The following is a 13742-nucleotide window of genomic DNA, read 5'->3' on the forward strand; positions in this document are numbered from 1 at the left end:
GCAAAATTGCCCCACTCCGTTAGAATATTGCCATGACGGCTCATCGGATCGCGATCCTGGCCCTGGACGGGGTCATGCCCCTTGATCTGGCGATCCCCGCGCAGATCTTCTCCACTCGGCCGGAGACCCCGTACGAGATGACCGTGTGCACCTTCGCCGCGAAGGTGCACACCACTGGGGGCTTCACGGTGCTCGCCGAGGGAGACCTGGAGCAGGTGCGCGCCGCCGACACCGTGGTCGTGCCGGGGTCCGAGCCACCCCGCCGACCACCGGAACCGGTACTCGCCGCACTGGCCGAGGCGCACGAGCGGGGCAAGCGGATGGTGTCGATCTGCACGGGCGCCTTCGCGCTGGCCGCGGCCGGCGTGCTGGACGGTCTGCACGCCACCACCCACTGGCAGTACATCGATGACTTCGAACGCGATTTCCCCGCTGTGTCGGTGGATCGCGACGTGCTCTATGTCGACGAGGGAGACGTCCTCACCTCGGCCGGAGTGTGCTGCGGCATCGACCTGTGTCTGCACATCGTGCGCCGCGACCTCGGCGCGGTAGTAGCCAACCGTATCGCCCGCGGCCTGGTCGCCGCCCCGCACCGCGAAGGCGGACAAGCTCAGTACGTGCCCGCCCCCGTCGCGGCAGCCGGCGACGCGTCGCTGTCCGACACCCGCGAATGGGCTCTGCAACGCCTCCGCGAGCCGGTCACACTACGCCAACTCGCCCGGCACGCAGGCCTCTCACAGCGCACACTCATGCGCCGGTTCACCGAGGAGACCGGCACGACCCCATTGCAGTGGTTGCTCCACGCCCGTCTTGGCCGGGCACGAGAACTACTGGAGACCACCGATCACCCAGTGGACCGCGTCGCACATGACTGCGGGCTCGGCACAGCCGCCAACCTGCGACTGCACTTCCGGCGCGTACTGGACACCACCCCCACCGCCTACCGGCGCACCTTCAGGAGCTGAAGCCGGCACGCCAGACGCACGTTCGCCACAGGCCCCGCCGGGCAGCCAGGCCCACCAGGCCCGGCTACCAGCCCATGCCTCTGACGATTTCCTCTTGCGCAGCAGCGACTTCCTCGGCGGTGGCTGCCGATGGGCAATCCGCGAAGGTTCGAACCGGTCACCGACGAGGCGTACTGCTGCTGGTGCGGGGAGTTCGATCCCGAGCGCGAGGGCCCGCACTGGTCCGGCCCGCCGGTTGTACCTGCCGGGCACCGATCGAAATCCTCCCGGCGTGCGTCAGACCAGCAGTAGGATTGACCATGATGTCCGCCAGTTCGATCCGATCCTCGGATTGCGGTAACCGGCGTGAGCATCGCAACAATCTTGGCTAGCCGGCATCACCGGATTCTGGTGATGCCTGCGTGCAGCGCACTTCCGACTACCTGGACAGGTTCTTACTTCTACAAGGAATAGGACCCCAATCAAGCCTGTTTACCTGACCAGGACAGGTAAATGCCTGACCGCCGGCGCCGTCGGATCGACGACGCCGTGACGTGAAGCGGCCGAGGAGTTCTGACGTGAAAGCAATCCAGATGACGCACCAGGGTGGCCCAGAGGTATTGCGGCTGGTGGAGTTGCCCGACCCGGTGCCCGGTCCGGGCCAAGTGCTGGTCCGGGTCGAGGCCGCCGCGGTCAACTTCTCCGACGTCATGCGCCGCCGCGGCGACGTCTACCCGGTCCCGACGCCCAGCCCATTCGTCCCGGGCGCGGAGGTGGCCGGGACTGTTGCCGCCGTCGGAGCGGGCGTCGACAACCTTCCGATCGGGACCCCTGTCTTCGGCACCGTCGGGACCGACGCCTCGGGCGGTTACGCGGAGCTCGCGGTGGCCTGGGGTGCGAGCCTGATCCCGATTCCCGCCGGTCTGACCCCTGAGGCGGGCGCGGGCATTGTTGTGTCGGGCTTGGCCGCCACCGTGATGCTGGAAGACCTCGCCCGCCTCGAGCCCGGCGAGACCGTCTTCGTCCCAGCCGCGGCCGGGGGTGTGGGCAGCTATGCGGTTAAGATCGCGAAACTGAAGGGCGCCACCGTGATCGCCGGGGCAAGTACCGCCGCCAAGCGTGAGATTGCGCTGAAGCTCGGGGCCGATCACGCCGTCGACTACACCGCCCCGGACTGGACCGATCAAGTTGCGGCGCTCACTGGCGGACGCGGCGTCGACGTCGCCCTCGAGATGACTGGCCCCGCACGCCTGATGGAGACGCTGAAGATCCTCGCGCCGTTCGGGCGGGTCATCGTCTACGGTTCGGTCTCCGGAACCGTAACGGGCCTGAACCCCGCCGCCCTGCAACCGCTCCTCTACGACCCTGCCCCGAGCCAGGCCCTGATCGGCTTCAATCTCGGCACCTGGTTCGAGCACCGCCTCACCGACGCGGGCGCCGCACTGGGACGGTTGGTCGACCGGATCGCCTCCGGTGCGATCGCCGTCCCCGAGATTCACATCCTGCCGCTGGCCGAGGCCGCCGAGGCCCACCGCCGCCTCGAAAAGGGCTTCACCACCGGCAAATTGGTGCTGAAGCCATGACCGCCGCGACACCTGAACGGGTCGCCGTCATCACCGGCGGCGCGGGCGCGATCGGCTCCGCGATTGAGCACGCAATGCGGGCGAGCGGGCACCGCACGGTCGTGCTCGACCGCGGTGGCGATATCGACGTCGATCTAGCCGACGAGCGGTCTACCCGGCGGGCCGCCACGCAGGTCCTCGAAAGCTACGGCCGCGCAGACGTTCTCGTGCACAGCGCGGGCGCCTTCGACCAGGCTTCGCTCCAGGAGCTGGATGCCGGGCTCTGGCGCCACGTCCAGGCGGTGAATGTGGAATCGGTGCTGTGGCTCGCGCAGGCGTTCACGCCCGGCATGGCCGAACGCGGCTTCGGCCGCATCATTTTCGTCACCTCCGACACACTGTGGGAACCGCCCGCACCGGTCCTGCTCCCTTATGTCGCCAGCAAGGGCGCACTGACAGGGATCATGCGCTCGCTGGCGCGGGCGCTCGGTCCCGACGGGATCGCGGTGACCGCGGTGGCGCCGGGACTGACCGATACGCCGGGGTCACGCACGGTCAACTCGGACGACGATTTCGCGGCCCAGGTCGCGCGGCAAGCCCTGCCCCGCCGTCTGGTCCCTACCGACACGGCGGCGACCGTCGCGTTCCTGGCCTCCGACGCGGGCGCGGCGCTGACCGGTCAAACCCTGGTCGCCGACGGCGGTCTGGTGCTGCGCTGACCGCAGTGGCCCCGACAGCGCCGTCCGCGGCCACCCCGATACCTGTTCGAGACAGCACTATGTTGTTCCTCATGACATCCGGTCCACAGCCCCGCGGCCGCGTTCCCGCGTCGACCGCGGCCGCCGGTGGCCCGGTCAGTAATGCCCTCATTCGAGTCACTCGGCTGCACGCTATGCGGGCACGGCAGTTGCTTCAGGGCCTGGGCTTGCACACGGGCCATGAGCTACTGCTCATGCATCTGTGGGATCGAGGGCCGCAGCGGCAATCGGATCTGGCCGTGGAGTTCGACACCGATTCCGCGTCCATGACTCGGACGGTGCAGCGGCTCGAGCGGGCCGGGTTTGTTCGCCGTCGCCCGGACCCCACGGACGGGCGGGCCACCCTCGTCGAATCCACCCCGGCCGGAACGGCTTTGCGTCACCGCATCGAGCAGCTGTGGACCGAACTCGAGGCCGACACGGTTGGTGACATGAACGAGAACCAGCAGCGCCAGCTGCTGCGCCTGCTGGAATCAGTCGCGGCGAATCTGTCGATAGCCGCGTCGCCATCGGACGGCGCCTAGCCCTTCCTCCGTCGTTCAGTTCATGGACGCCGCAACGCAGTTGGCGAACTCGGACCTGCCCGACAGGAGGCCGCGCCGCGGTGGTTCGTTCCCTTCCTCGCACCGGTCGCGGGGCATGATCTGCATCTTCAGAGTCCAGCTCGGATACTCACCGCCTTCGATCGCCCCACCACAGGTCACGCTGGTGGTAGTCGGTGTCGATGGAGAACATGTGATCGGCTTCGTTCTGGGTCAAGAACTTGATGCCCTGCTCGGTCTCGAGATGGTACTTGACCCAGAACCGTTCGCCTGCGGCGTTGATCCACATATAGGTGTGGCTAGAATATATGGCCGCACGGCGATTATCCGCTGATCGAGGTCGGAAGGATGACCTTGAACCGTAACCCGGCCAACTACTTCACCGACATCGAAGAATCGGCGTTCGAGCCGAGCAACGCGGTCCCCGGCACAGGTCCCAGCCCCGACAAGATACTGCTCGGGCGCTGGTTCTCCTACGCCGACGCACACCGGCATCCGGTCAATTCGCCACACGCTACCGAGGTCCGATCGTGGGCGAAAGACGGCGCCATGCGCTACCAGAACCCTGGCGATCCGGTGTATGTGCCCAACTCGAAGGGCGGACCGCGCGCCGGACGAATTCGAACAAGTTGCCAGGCCAAACGAAAGGAGGACATTCGTGACCGAGCACATTGCAGGTATTCCAATTCCTGATAGCCGGCTGACTGCCGAAGCGACCGAATTGGTGCGCGACTGCTCGCCGCCACTGCTGTTCCATCATTCGCGCCGCGTCTACCTTTTCGGGATGCTTCAAGGACGCCGGCGCGGTTTGGAGCCCGATCAGGAGTTGCTCTACGTCGGTGCGATGTTCCACGACCTGGGCCTGACCGATGCCTACCGCACCACGAGGCAACGGTTCGAGGTCGATGGCGCCGACGAGGCGCGACGCTTTCTCGGCGCACACAGCCTCGACGACGACAGCCTGCGGCGGGTGTGGACCGCTATCGCGCTGCACACCACCCCCGGTATTCCTGAGCATATGGAGCCCGAGGTCGCGCTGGTCACGGCGGGCGTGGAGACCGACGTTCTGGGAATCGGCTATCACGATCTGGATCCAGCCGATATCCGGGCCGTGGTCGCTGCCCATCCTCGCCCAGACTTCAAGCGTCAGATTCTCGCGGCTTTCACCCATGGCTTCGCCGATCGCCCGGAGACCACATTCGGGACGATGAACGCCGATGTTCTCGCCCATTTCGTGCCCGGGTTCACCCGAACCGACATGGTCGAGGTCATCGAGGACAACCCCTGGCCCAACTAGGGACTGGGGAGTCCGGTGGATGGCGGCCGACGCCTCGGCGGCTAGGGCCCGATCGAGTGCGTTGGTGATAGCCGTTCGGCTCGTATAGAGCTACCGTTGGGAGAGTAACTGGCTCTTAGCCCGGCAGGTCCGAAGAAGCAACACGATCCTCGAGGTTCGCACCCAGGGGGCGTACGGGTTTCCCGGCCTGAGGGGGACGGATGTGAACTATCCCGGTGACGTCAGTACCCGTCCGCGGGCCGCGGGCACAGGATCGAGGCGCCATCCGGAACATGCGCTGACACGCAAAGCGGCTACCTGTCGAGATCGCTCACGGAAGGGAATCCCGTCATGACGATTACCGCGCGCGAGCGGGCCGACCGGCTCGACCTCCTCGGTCGGTTGCGGTCCGCCTTTCAGGACCTGCCGGATGCTCCGTACGAGCTGTCGAACGATCGCATCGAGGCATATCTGAAGACCTCGCACGACGTCGGCGGGATGCGCGATGCGCCGATCGAATTCCTCGAGAAGGAAGGCGAGCACTGGGAGCACAGCACGTATGTGATGGCCGAGGTGCTCGGGTGGCGTGGCATCTGGCTCTCGGAGGAGCGCAGGCGCCTGCACAACGTCGACCTGGGCAACACGATGTACTTGGGGCTGCCCTATTACGGCCGGTGGTTGCTGGGTGTCGCGCGGGTGTTGATCGATAAGCACCTGGTCTCGTTGACCGAACTCACCGCCAGGTACAACGAGGTGAAGGCCCGTGTCGCCGATCTGGCGCCGCACGAGTTGCTGGAGCCGAAGCCGCGAACCATCGCCGACGGCAAGGACATTCCCCGCAACAAGCACCACCTGCACGCGGTCGGCAAGGGCGATCCGCAGGTGTACGCCGGTCAAGCGCCTCCGGCCGAATTCGCGGTCGGTGATGCGGTGCGGGTCCGTGACGGGCAGGCGCTGTTCTACACCCGTACCCAGGAGTTCGTTCGCGGCGCCGTCGGCGAGATCGTGACGCTCGCCTACGAGGCTCCGGCCGCCGAAGACGAGGCGTTCGATTACGAGGCCATCGGTTCACCCCGGCCCGAGTGGTTCTACATCGTCCGCTTCAAGATGACCGAACTCTGGCCGGACTACACCGGCGAGGAGACCGACACTCTGCAAACCGAGTTACCCGAGCGCTGGCTCCAGGCCGTTTGAGACGCGAAACTCCGCCTCCGGAAAGGCTTCAAAAACCTATGTCAACGATTGGGCACGAGCACGATCACCGTCCGCCCGCACCCATGGTCGAAGAGGTGTCCGACTTCGAGGTCCTGGAGGTCGCGGTCCGCGAACTCTGCCTCGAGAAGGGCATCTTCACCGCGCAGGACCATCGCGCGTTCACCGAGTTCGCCGAACGCATCGGCCCGCTGCCCGCAGCGCGGCTTGTCGCCAAGTGCTGGCTCGACGAGGAGTTCAAACGCACCGCCCTGGCCGAGCCGATCGAGGCGTGCAAGGCCGTCGGAGTCGACTGGCTGGAACCCACAGGCTTCGGCACGCCCAGCGACTTCACCGCACTGCACATCCTCGAGGACACCCCGACGCTGCATCACGTCATCGTCTGCACGCTCTGCTCCTGTTACCCGCGGCCGCTGCTGGGCAACTCGCCCGAGTGGTACCGCACGCCCAACTATCGTCGCCGGGTTGCCCGGTACCCGCGCGACGTCCTCGCCGAGTTCGGCACCTACCTGCCCGCCGACGTCGAGATCCGCATCGAGGACTCCAACCAGAAGCATCGGTTCATGGTGCTGCCGATGCGTCCCGACGGCACCGAGAACTGGTCCGAGGACGAGCTGGCCCGGATCGTCACGCGCGACTGCCTCATCGGCGTCGCCCTGCCCAAGCCTGGCGTGAGCGCGAACGTCACGGCCGACCGGATCCGCGAGGCGCATCGAGGAGGGAACTGACATGGCAGGCACGGACGAGCGGCACCGGTCCGCTGTGGTCGCGAAAGTCGACCCATCGCTATTGACTACTCACGTCCCAGTGCTCGATGACCTTGCCTCTCGCCACGAGCAGCTGTGGCCGGCGCTGAGCCGGAAGTGGTCGGTCGACAATCCCGTGCCACCGTGGAAGAGCAGTCTCGACGGGATGTGCGACGCACTCGACGACGCTTCCCTGGTACAGCCGGGAACGGTCCTGTCGTTCCGGGACCGTCGCAACGAAGAGGACGCCCTGTCCCAGGAGCGGTACGTGGACCTGCCGTTCCCCGAGAGTCAATTGCTCGCGCTGGCCCATTCGCTGGTCTGGCGCGGTGTCATCGACCAGGACGCGCTGCGCGATCGCATGGCGACCGTGCGGCAACGCCTCGAAACCTGACATCGCCGATGCCAGCGTCACCGTCCGATCTGCTGGCCGCCGATCCCACAGCGCCGCAGTCGACTCGGAGTGCCCGTCGGACTGCCCGATAAACGGCGTCGAGATTCACCAGCGCAGCCACGCGGTGTATCGGGAACGACGACTTGCGTCAGCTGTCGCTGCCGAGTTCCGTTTTCCCACAGTGAGTTCCGCCCGCCGTAGTACATGCCGGTCAGGTGTCGCGGGGAGGGAACCGTCGGAATGCGAGGCCTGCCCCTGCTGCACCGGCGAGTTGGGCGGGGATGTAGAGCAGTGTGGCGGGCGTGAACAGGTTCATCGTGATCGCGCCGAGGACGACGGCCGGATTGAAGGCGGCACCGAATATCCCGCCGACGATGACCCCTCCCGCCGCGACTGTGGATCCGATCGCCAAGGCTGGCATCGGGTTGGGAAACCGTGGCCCAACGGCGGCGACATTGAGCACCACGAACGCCAACGCGAAGGTGAACGCGAGTTCTATCGCAAGCGAGCCGACCAGCATCCGGGGGCTGGGGTCGATGTGCTGTGGTGCACGCGAGCCGACGACCGCCGGAACGACCAGTGCGGCAACCAGTCCGGCCATCACCTGGGTGAGCCAGTAGCCGCAGGCAGTGCCAGGGCGGATCCGGCCGCGCACGAGCGCCGCGAAGGTGACCGCGGGGTTGTAATGGCCGCCGGATACGCGCTCGCCCGCGTACACCATCACCATCAGTACGGCTCCGACGGCCAGCGGCGCCAGCGCAGTTCCGCTGCGCGCGGTGGCTCCGACGGCGAAGACCACGAAGAACGTGCCGATCGCCTCGACAGCGAGTTTGCGGGCGATATCGAGCGCCGAGTCCGCGCGTAGCGTGTCGGCGCGGGTCGTGTCGATATTTGTCGTATCTGGCATGAGGATCCACCTTTCCGAAACTGACAGGCTCGTATATATGACGGTAGGCAGGCCGAGCCGTCTCATGCTCAGAGCGACCTATGTTTGCAGCTGCAGCCCGGTTACGAGGACAACCCCAGGGTTACGCTCACGTATCACACCTTGCGATATACAAAACTCGGAGTACTGTAATTGTCAGAGATGTCGAACCGGAGGGTGGAAGCCCGGAGTCCGATCCGGGCAACCGCAATCATCCGGTCGACGCCCGGCAGCGATCACTGATACGCGCAGGATCGCGCCGGTATCCGGGACAGGAAGGAAATGCGCATGGCGGCAATAGGTTTCGTTGGCCTGGGAGCTATGGGAAGTCGCTTCGCGCGTCGTCTGCTCGACGGCAACACCGTGTACGGCACCAACCGCACAACCGCGAAAGCGGCCGATCTCGTCGCGCGCGGCATGATCTGGCGGGACACACCACGCCAGGTCGCCGACTCGGCGGACGTCGTATTCACGGCCGTGTCCGACAATGCGGCGTTGCAGGCGGTGTACGAGGGCCCCGACGGCATCGTGGCCGGATTGCGGTCCGGGCAGGTCGTGGTCGACATGAGCACGGTCGGTCCCGGCACCGTGGCAGAAATCGCCGACCAGGTCGAGTCCCGGGGCGCTCATATGGTCAGCGCGCCGGTGTCCGGCAGTGTGCCCGCGGCCGCCGAGGGCAGCCTGGTCATCATGGCCGGTGGACCGTTCGGCGCGGTCACCGCCATCGAACCTTTGCTGTACCGGCTGGGCCGCCAGGTCGCCTACGTCGGAACCCGAACCCAGGCCCTGACACTCAAACTGGCGATCAACGTCAGCCTCGCCAACCAGATCCTCGCCTTCAGCGAAGCGCTGATGCTGGCCGAAAAAGCAGGGATCGACCCCGCACAGGCCGCCTCGATAATGACCGACAGCCCCATCGGGTCGCCCGCGCTGCAGGCACGCGCGCCGATGGCCCTGCATCTACCCCAGCGTGCGTGGTTCGATATCCGCGCCATGCGCAAGGACCTGTGCCTCGCGACCGACACCGCGGCCGGTCTCGGAATGCACATGGCCACCGCAACAGTCGCCCGCGACGCGGTCGAGCGCGCCGTGGATCACGGGTACGCCAACCGCGACCTGGCCGGGCTGTACGCAGCCCTGCACGGCCGGATACCGGCGACCGACGAGCGGATCGGGAGCCGACGGTGACCGAGGCCCCCTCGACGATGCACCGCGGCCGGCCCCGCGACGAGAAAGCTCGCGAGGCGATCCTGGACGCGGCGATGGACTCGCTACTCGAGCACGGTGTCACCGCCATGAACATGGACCTGGTGGCGGCAGCGGCTGGGGTCAGCAAGGCCACCATCTACCGCTGGTGGCCCGGCAAGGAAACCCTCGCCATGGACGCTCTGTACCGCACATGGGGGTCCGTTCCCGAGCCCCCCGACACCGGATCGCTACGCGATGACCTGCGAAACCTGCTGTGGCCGTGGACAGAACTGCTCACCCGACGCCCCTACGGACGGGTCATCGCCGGCCTGCTCGTCCGGGTCCGCGCCGACCCCGATTTCGCACTCCATTACCGCACACGTTTCCTGGACCAGCGCCGTGAACACGGACGCCTGATCCTGCAGCAAGCCATCGCCCGAGGCGAGATCCCCGCCCGCACACACACCGAAGCCGTCCTGGACCTGCTCTACGGCCCCGTCTACCACCGGCTGATGCACGGCCACGCCCCGCTCGATCAGACCTTCGTCGAGGACATCGTCGACATCGTCCTGGACGGTATCCGGCCTCGAACCGACACCACGATCACCCGGCCGCAGCTCCGGCAGGACCCCTGACTGTCGTCGCCGAACTGCCCGGACTGCACAGATTCACCGAACACCCTAGGAGGACATATGACAACCAAGGCGTTGACCACCACGGAACTCGGCTCGACCGGCATGCAGATCACCCGCGTCGGCTTCGGTGCATGGGCCATCGGAGGCGGTGAGTGGGAGTTCGGCTGGGGACCACAGCAGGATTCCGAGTCCATCGCGACAATCCAGCACGCACTCGAGGCCGGTGTCAACTGGATCGACACCGCGGCCGCCTATGGTTTCGGCCGATCCGAACGCGTGGTCGGCGTGGCGCTGCGGGACAGCGAGAAGCGCCCGTTCGTGTTCACCAAATGCTCGTTGCTCGACGATGGCACCGGACATGTCCGGCACAGCCTGCGCCGGGATTCGGTGCTCCGGGAGGCCGAGGCCAGCCTGGAGCGGCTCGGTGTGGACGCTATCGACCTGTATCAGATCCATTGGCCCGACCCGGATTCGGACATCGAGGAAGGCTGGGCCGCGCTCGCGGAATTGAAGGAACAGGGCATCGTCCGGCATATCGGGGTGTCCAACTTCGATGTCGCCCAGTTGCGCCGCATCGCCTCGATCGCACCGGTCGAGACACTGCAACCGCCCTACTCGCTGGTCGACCGGGCCGCCGAAGCCGAGGCCCTGCCCTACGCCGAAAAGACCGGCATCGGAGTCATCGTCTACTCACCGATGGGTTCGGGGTTGCTGACCGGTGCGATGACCCGGGAACGGGCAGCGCAGCTGCCCGGCAACGACTGGCGCGCACACGACGCCCGCTTTACCGAGCCGCAACTGTCGCAACATCTTTCGACCACCCAGCGGCTGCGCACGGTCGCCGACCGCTACGGCCTCACACCCGGCGCCGTCGCGGTCGCGTGGACGCTGAGCAACCCCGCAGTGGACGCCGCGATAACCGGCTACCGACGGCCCGAGCAGGTCGATCCGATCATCGCCGCCGCCGATCTCCGGCTCACCGAGAACGATCTCGCCGAGATCGATCCCCAACGGCAGCCCTGACCACCACGGACCGGGCTTGCGTCACACACCGATCCATCTCCCTCCCCACGAACGAGTCGTCCGGCACGAGGCGGGCGACGACATCGCCGACACCGTTCTCGACGACATCCGGCCTCGAAACATCCTGGCCGACAGCAATTTCAACTCGAACTATCCCAAGCCGACAACGTTGTGGAGCTGGAGGTCGTCACGGGGGAGGCCGCCCTGAGGAGGTGTTCCGAGGGGACGCGCCCTGACCTCTTCCACGCGGCCCTGGCTGGAAGAGGACAGTGCGGCATCATCACCACGGCCACCGTGCGCCTGCTGCCCGCCCCTGCGACGGTCCGCCACTACCTGCTCTCCTACCCGAGCGTCGCCGCGCTGACCGCCGACCAGCGGCTCGTGGTCAACGACCGCCGCTTCGCCTACGTGGAGGGAGAGCTCGGGCTGCCGATCGACTCCGGTGGCTGGAGTTACCAGCTTGAAGCGGTCGCCTTCTTCAACGGCACGACCCCGCCCGACGACGCCAGGCTTCTCGGCGGTCTGGGCGACCAGCCCCGCGACCGGCAGATCAAGGACATGTCCTACTTCGAGTTCCTCAACCGGCTCGCCGCGGGTGTCGCCTCTTTGAAGTCCACCGGCGAGTGGTACCGCCCGCACCCCTGGTCGAACATGTTCCTGCCCGCGAGCCGCACCGACGCCTTTGTGGAGGCCGCCATCAAGGACCTGACCGAGACCGAGGTCGGCGCCAGCGGCGTGGTCCTGTTCACACTGCTCAGAACCGCCTCGCCCGGAGCCGAGAGCCCGCAGGACATGGTGGAGGCCAACCGTTCCCTCTACCTGCGCGCCCGCGCCGTCGGGGGTTACCAGTACCCGGTCGGCTCCATACCCACCACGCGTGAGGAGTGGCGCACCCACTACGGCCTTGCATGGGACGCCTTCGAGGCGGCCCATGAACGCTACGACCCCGACGGAATCCTCACTCCGGGCCAGGGCGTCTTCCCTCCGGGACCGTGAAGTCCGCAGCCGGATCACCGGTGCCGAGTTTCGCCGCCAGGCGAAGGGCGCAGTGTTGCAGGACCGTCGCGTTGCCAACGCTGGTTCCGAGTGCCACCGCTGCCTGCCGGAGCGTACGGCCCTGCAGGAAGCGCAGCTCCAGCACCGTCCGGTAGCGCGGGGGCAGGCGGGACAAGATGATCGCCGCCCGGTGTCGTACAGCCTGGACGTGCTCGCTGGACGATACGGCCGTGCTCCTCCGGCGCTGAACGACGATCCGCCGCCGCCTGATGCCGCGCCCGCGCACCCCGGTCAAGCATCGGTATCCGACCACAGAACAATCTGCGAGGCAACATGGTTCGGACTAATCAACCCGTCTCGGAGGCGAGCTTGGCTGTGGTGACGGGGCGTTTCGGCGGCGTAAGAAAGCCGACCCACTGCCCGAGCACGACCGCGTGCCCGGTGCGGCTGGCCCGGCACGGCGTGGACGGTGCGGCAGCCCGAACGATCGCGTGCACACCAGCGTCGCCGAACGCGGCCCGAGCGGCTGCGGCGAGCGGGCTGAGGTCGGTCATGACCGGGACGATACTGACCCATCCCGACATACCAGCGTTGCGTGAGTGCTCGGGTGCCGGATCTCTTGGCCGGGCTCCAGTGGCGATCGGCCTGCCCCTGACCGAAGTCCGGGGCAGGCCCGGAGAAATCGCGGTCACTTCAGCTGTGCTGGATCAGCGCTAAACCACTCGCCCGTCCAGTGTGTCCTGGGGATCACCGTACTGCGGGGAGTCACTTCGGCTGTGGTTGTTCTGCCCGTTGTATTGGGCGGTGATGCGACAGGAGGTAAACCGCAGGAAGGCCGGGCGTGGGTCTTGGATCACCCGGTGGTAGAGGATCTCGGCGGCCCGCTGCTCGGTTCCATTGGACTTCACCTCGGCGATGAAGTCGGCGATACGTTTCCCGCCCCACGCCACATCGATGGCGTCGATGAAGAACAACCAGTTCGCGTTTTTTTCGACGACCTCGAGCGGCACGACTACCGTGTCGCCGCTGTCGAGTGCTTGCTCGATTCCCCTGCTGATCAGGCCATCGACCAGGTCCAGGCTCAGTGGAATGAACGGTTCGTTGTACGCGTATCGGCCGGTGGGCGCCGGTGGCGGTACCGGCCGGTACTTGGCGTAGGCGGCGTCGTCGCGGGCGCACCAGTCGATCGCCTCGGCGGTCAGTTCCGCTTTCAGCGTCGGGTTTGTCCGGTCCAGGTCCAGGATTTTCTGCTCGAGCTCGTCGTCGGTGGGCTGCGTATTCCCGAAGCCCATTCTGTCGCGCCAGCCGCGGTGGACCGATGCCAGCCGGAAACACATGTACTCGTAATCGGGATCGGACATCGCTTCCCTCTTCCTTTCATCACTTCGAACACATCGAAACAAATGATCGGAAACAGTTGTCGGCCAAGGTATCTGGGACGATGTGCCATCGAATAGCAGGCGGTCGCAGCGCCCGGACGCATTCTGCGATCGTGCGTCACCCAGGCCGACGCCGGTGGTCGCAGCGGGCTCAGATCCGCC

Annotated in this window: 16 protein-coding genes and 2 pseudogenes; 13 read left to right on the forward strand and 5 right to left on the reverse strand. The window is 66.6% G+C overall.

The genetic code is table 11. The features are described from left to right. Nucleotides 1-32 precede the first annotated feature (32 nt). The 4 genes from ABH933_RS04225 (at nucleotide 33) to ABH933_RS04240 (ending at nucleotide 3788) form a co-directional block, all read left to right on the forward strand. Nucleotides 33-965: a GlxA family transcriptional regulator gene (locus tag ABH933_RS04225; protein ID WP_429415448.1), complete on the forward strand. Its 933-nt coding sequence runs from the start codon at nucleotides 33-35 to the stop codon at nucleotides 963-965. A gap of 557 nt (nucleotides 966-1522) precedes the next feature. Then, a complete protein-coding gene (locus tag ABH933_RS04230) occupies nucleotides 1523-2527 on the forward strand; it encodes a quinone oxidoreductase family protein (RefSeq protein WP_429415451.1) in 1005 nt (334 codons plus the stop codon). After that, complete coding sequence (locus ABH933_RS04235) at nucleotides 2524-3225, forward strand: SDR family NAD(P)-dependent oxidoreductase (RefSeq protein WP_429415453.1); 702 nt, start codon at nucleotides 2524-2526, stop codon at nucleotides 3223-3225. The genes ABH933_RS04230 and ABH933_RS04235 overlap by 4 nt, the downstream gene beginning before the upstream one ends. Before the next feature lie 71 nt (nucleotides 3226-3296). After that, nucleotides 3297-3788, forward strand: coding sequence for a MarR family winged helix-turn-helix transcriptional regulator (locus tag ABH933_RS04240; protein ID WP_429415455.1), 492 nt, complete (start codon nucleotides 3297-3299; stop codon nucleotides 3786-3788). A 96-nt stretch (nucleotides 3789-3884) separates the two neighbouring features. On the opposite strand, the pseudogene ABH933_RS04245 reads toward ABH933_RS04240, so the two are convergent. Then, a pseudogene (locus tag ABH933_RS04245) lies at nucleotides 3885-4113 on the reverse strand (catalase); the annotation flags it as partial. On the opposite strand from ABH933_RS04245, the pseudogene ABH933_RS04250 reads away from it, so the two are divergent. From ABH933_RS04250 to ABH933_RS04270, 5 genes and pseudogenes are all read left to right on the forward strand, one after another. Continuing rightward, nucleotides 4113-4418, forward strand: a pseudogene (locus ABH933_RS04250) (catalase); the annotation flags it as partial. The pseudogenes ABH933_RS04245 and ABH933_RS04250 sit on opposite strands and share 1 nt — an antisense overlap. 46 nt (nucleotides 4419-4464) lie before the next feature. Continuing rightward, entirely contained in the window at nucleotides 4465-5103 is a 639-nt protein-coding gene (locus tag ABH933_RS04255; protein ID WP_308166740.1) for an HD domain-containing protein, read from the forward strand. A 330-nt stretch (nucleotides 5104-5433) separates the two neighbouring features. Beyond that, nucleotides 5434-6276: an SH3-like domain-containing protein gene (locus ABH933_RS04260; RefSeq protein ID WP_429415459.1), complete on the forward strand. Its 843-nt coding sequence runs from the start codon at nucleotides 5434-5436 to the stop codon at nucleotides 6274-6276. Nucleotides 6277-6314: 38 nt separating this feature from the next. After that, complete coding sequence (scnC, locus tag ABH933_RS04265; RefSeq protein WP_429415462.1) at nucleotides 6315-7022, forward strand: thiocyanate hydrolase subunit gamma; 708 nt, start codon at nucleotides 6315-6317, stop codon at nucleotides 7020-7022. 1 nt (nucleotide 7023) lies between these two features. Further along, nucleotides 7024-7434, forward strand: a complete 411-nt coding sequence (locus tag ABH933_RS04270; protein WP_429415465.1) for a thiocyanate hydrolase — start codon at nucleotides 7024-7026, stop codon at nucleotides 7432-7434. A gap of 211 nt (nucleotides 7435-7645) precedes the next feature. Here ABH933_RS04270 and ABH933_RS04275 read toward each other — a convergent pair whose 3' ends face one another. Then, complete coding sequence (locus ABH933_RS04275; RefSeq protein WP_429415468.1) at nucleotides 7646-8341, reverse strand: aquaporin; 696 nt, start codon at nucleotides 8339-8341, stop codon at nucleotides 7646-7648. A 306-nt stretch (nucleotides 8342-8647) separates the two neighbouring features. On the opposite strand from ABH933_RS04275, the gene ABH933_RS04280 reads away from it, so the two are divergent. From ABH933_RS04280 to ABH933_RS04295, 4 genes are all read left to right on the forward strand, one after another. Further along, the gene (locus ABH933_RS04280) at nucleotides 8648-9547 is read left to right on the forward strand and encodes an NAD(P)-dependent oxidoreductase (protein ID WP_429415471.1); all 900 of its coding nucleotides are present in this window, start codon (nucleotides 8648-8650) and stop codon (nucleotides 9545-9547) included. Next, on the forward strand, nucleotides 9544-10182 hold the full coding sequence (locus tag ABH933_RS04285; RefSeq protein ID WP_429415474.1) for a TetR/AcrR family transcriptional regulator: 639 nt from the start codon (nucleotides 9544-9546) through the stop codon (nucleotides 10180-10182). The genes ABH933_RS04280 and ABH933_RS04285 overlap by 4 nt, the downstream gene beginning before the upstream one ends. Before the next feature lie 57 nt (nucleotides 10183-10239). After that, on the forward strand, nucleotides 10240-11205 hold the full coding sequence (locus ABH933_RS04290; RefSeq protein ID WP_429415477.1) for an aldo/keto reductase: 966 nt from the start codon (nucleotides 10240-10242) through the stop codon (nucleotides 11203-11205). A 294-nt stretch (nucleotides 11206-11499) separates the two neighbouring features. Then, complete coding sequence (locus ABH933_RS04295) at nucleotides 11500-12201, forward strand: hypothetical protein (protein ID WP_429415479.1); 702 nt, start codon at nucleotides 11500-11502, stop codon at nucleotides 12199-12201. Here ABH933_RS04295 and ABH933_RS04300 read toward each other — a convergent pair. The 3 genes from ABH933_RS04300 to ABH933_RS04310 all read right to left on the reverse strand — a co-directional run bounded on the left by ABH933_RS04300 (nucleotide 12164) and on the right by ABH933_RS04310 (nucleotide 13562). Then, nucleotides 12164-12514 carry a sigma factor-like helix-turn-helix DNA-binding protein gene (locus ABH933_RS04300; RefSeq protein WP_429415482.1) on the reverse strand — a complete coding sequence of 117 codons (351 nt, stop codon included), beginning with the start codon at nucleotides 12512-12514 and terminating at the stop codon, nucleotides 12164-12166. The two genes, ABH933_RS04295 and ABH933_RS04300, sit on opposite strands and share 38 nt — an antisense overlap. A 34-nt stretch (nucleotides 12515-12548) precedes the next feature. Beyond that, the gene (locus ABH933_RS04305) at nucleotides 12549-12755 is read right to left on the reverse strand and encodes a hypothetical protein (RefSeq protein WP_429415485.1); all 207 of its coding nucleotides are present in this window, start codon (nucleotides 12753-12755) and stop codon (nucleotides 12549-12551) included. 159 nt (nucleotides 12756-12914) lie between these two features. Further along, nucleotides 12915-13562: a hypothetical protein gene (locus ABH933_RS04310; protein WP_429415488.1), complete on the reverse strand. Its 648-nt coding sequence runs from the start codon at nucleotides 13560-13562 to the stop codon at nucleotides 12915-12917. Nucleotides 13563-13742 lie beyond the last annotated feature (180 nt).

Origin of the sequence: Nocardia sp. GP40, assembly GCF_050434125.1 — a bacterium.
GTDB classification, from domain to species: domain Bacteria; phylum Actinomycetota; class Actinomycetes; order Mycobacteriales; family Mycobacteriaceae; genus Nocardia; species Nocardia albiluteola.

What these genes read in the sequence shown, in the direction of transcription:
- ABH933_RS04225 (WP_429415448.1), top strand. Translation starts at nt 33, where the DNA reads ATGACGGCTCATCGGATCGCGATCCTGGCCCTGGACGGGGTCATGCCC.
- ABH933_RS04235 (WP_429415453.1), top strand. Translation starts at nt 2,524, where the DNA reads ATGACCGCCGCGACACCTGAACGGGTCGCCGTCATCACCGGCGGCGCG.
- ABH933_RS04240 (WP_429415455.1), top strand. Translation starts at nt 3,297, where the DNA reads ATGACATCCGGTCCACAGCCCCGCGGCCGCGTTCCCGCGTCGACCGCG.
- ABH933_RS04260 (WP_429415459.1), top strand. Translation starts at nt 5,434, where the DNA reads ATGACGATTACCGCGCGCGAGCGGGCCGACCGGCTCGACCTCCTCGGT.
- scnC (WP_429415462.1), top strand. Translation starts at nt 6,315, where the DNA reads ATGTCAACGATTGGGCACGAGCACGATCACCGTCCGCCCGCACCCATG.
- ABH933_RS04270 (WP_429415465.1), top strand. Translation starts at nt 7,024, where the DNA reads ATGGCAGGCACGGACGAGCGGCACCGGTCCGCTGTGGTCGCGAAAGTC.
- ABH933_RS04275 (WP_429415468.1), bottom strand. Translation starts at nt 8,341, where the DNA reads ATGCCAGATACGACAAATATCGACACGACCCGCGCCGACACGCTACGC.
- ABH933_RS04280 (WP_429415471.1), top strand. Translation starts at nt 8,648, where the DNA reads ATGGCGGCAATAGGTTTCGTTGGCCTGGGAGCTATGGGAAGTCGCTTC.
- ABH933_RS04290 (WP_429415477.1), top strand. Translation starts at nt 10,240, where the DNA reads ATGACAACCAAGGCGTTGACCACCACGGAACTCGGCTCGACCGGCATG.
- ABH933_RS04305 (WP_429415485.1), bottom strand. Translation starts at nt 12,755, where the DNA reads ATGACCGACCTCAGCCCGCTCGCCGCAGCCGCTCGGGCCGCGTTCGGC.
- ABH933_RS04310 (WP_429415488.1), bottom strand. Translation starts at nt 13,562, where the DNA reads ATGTCCGATCCCGATTACGAGTACATGTGTTTCCGGCTGGCATCGGTC.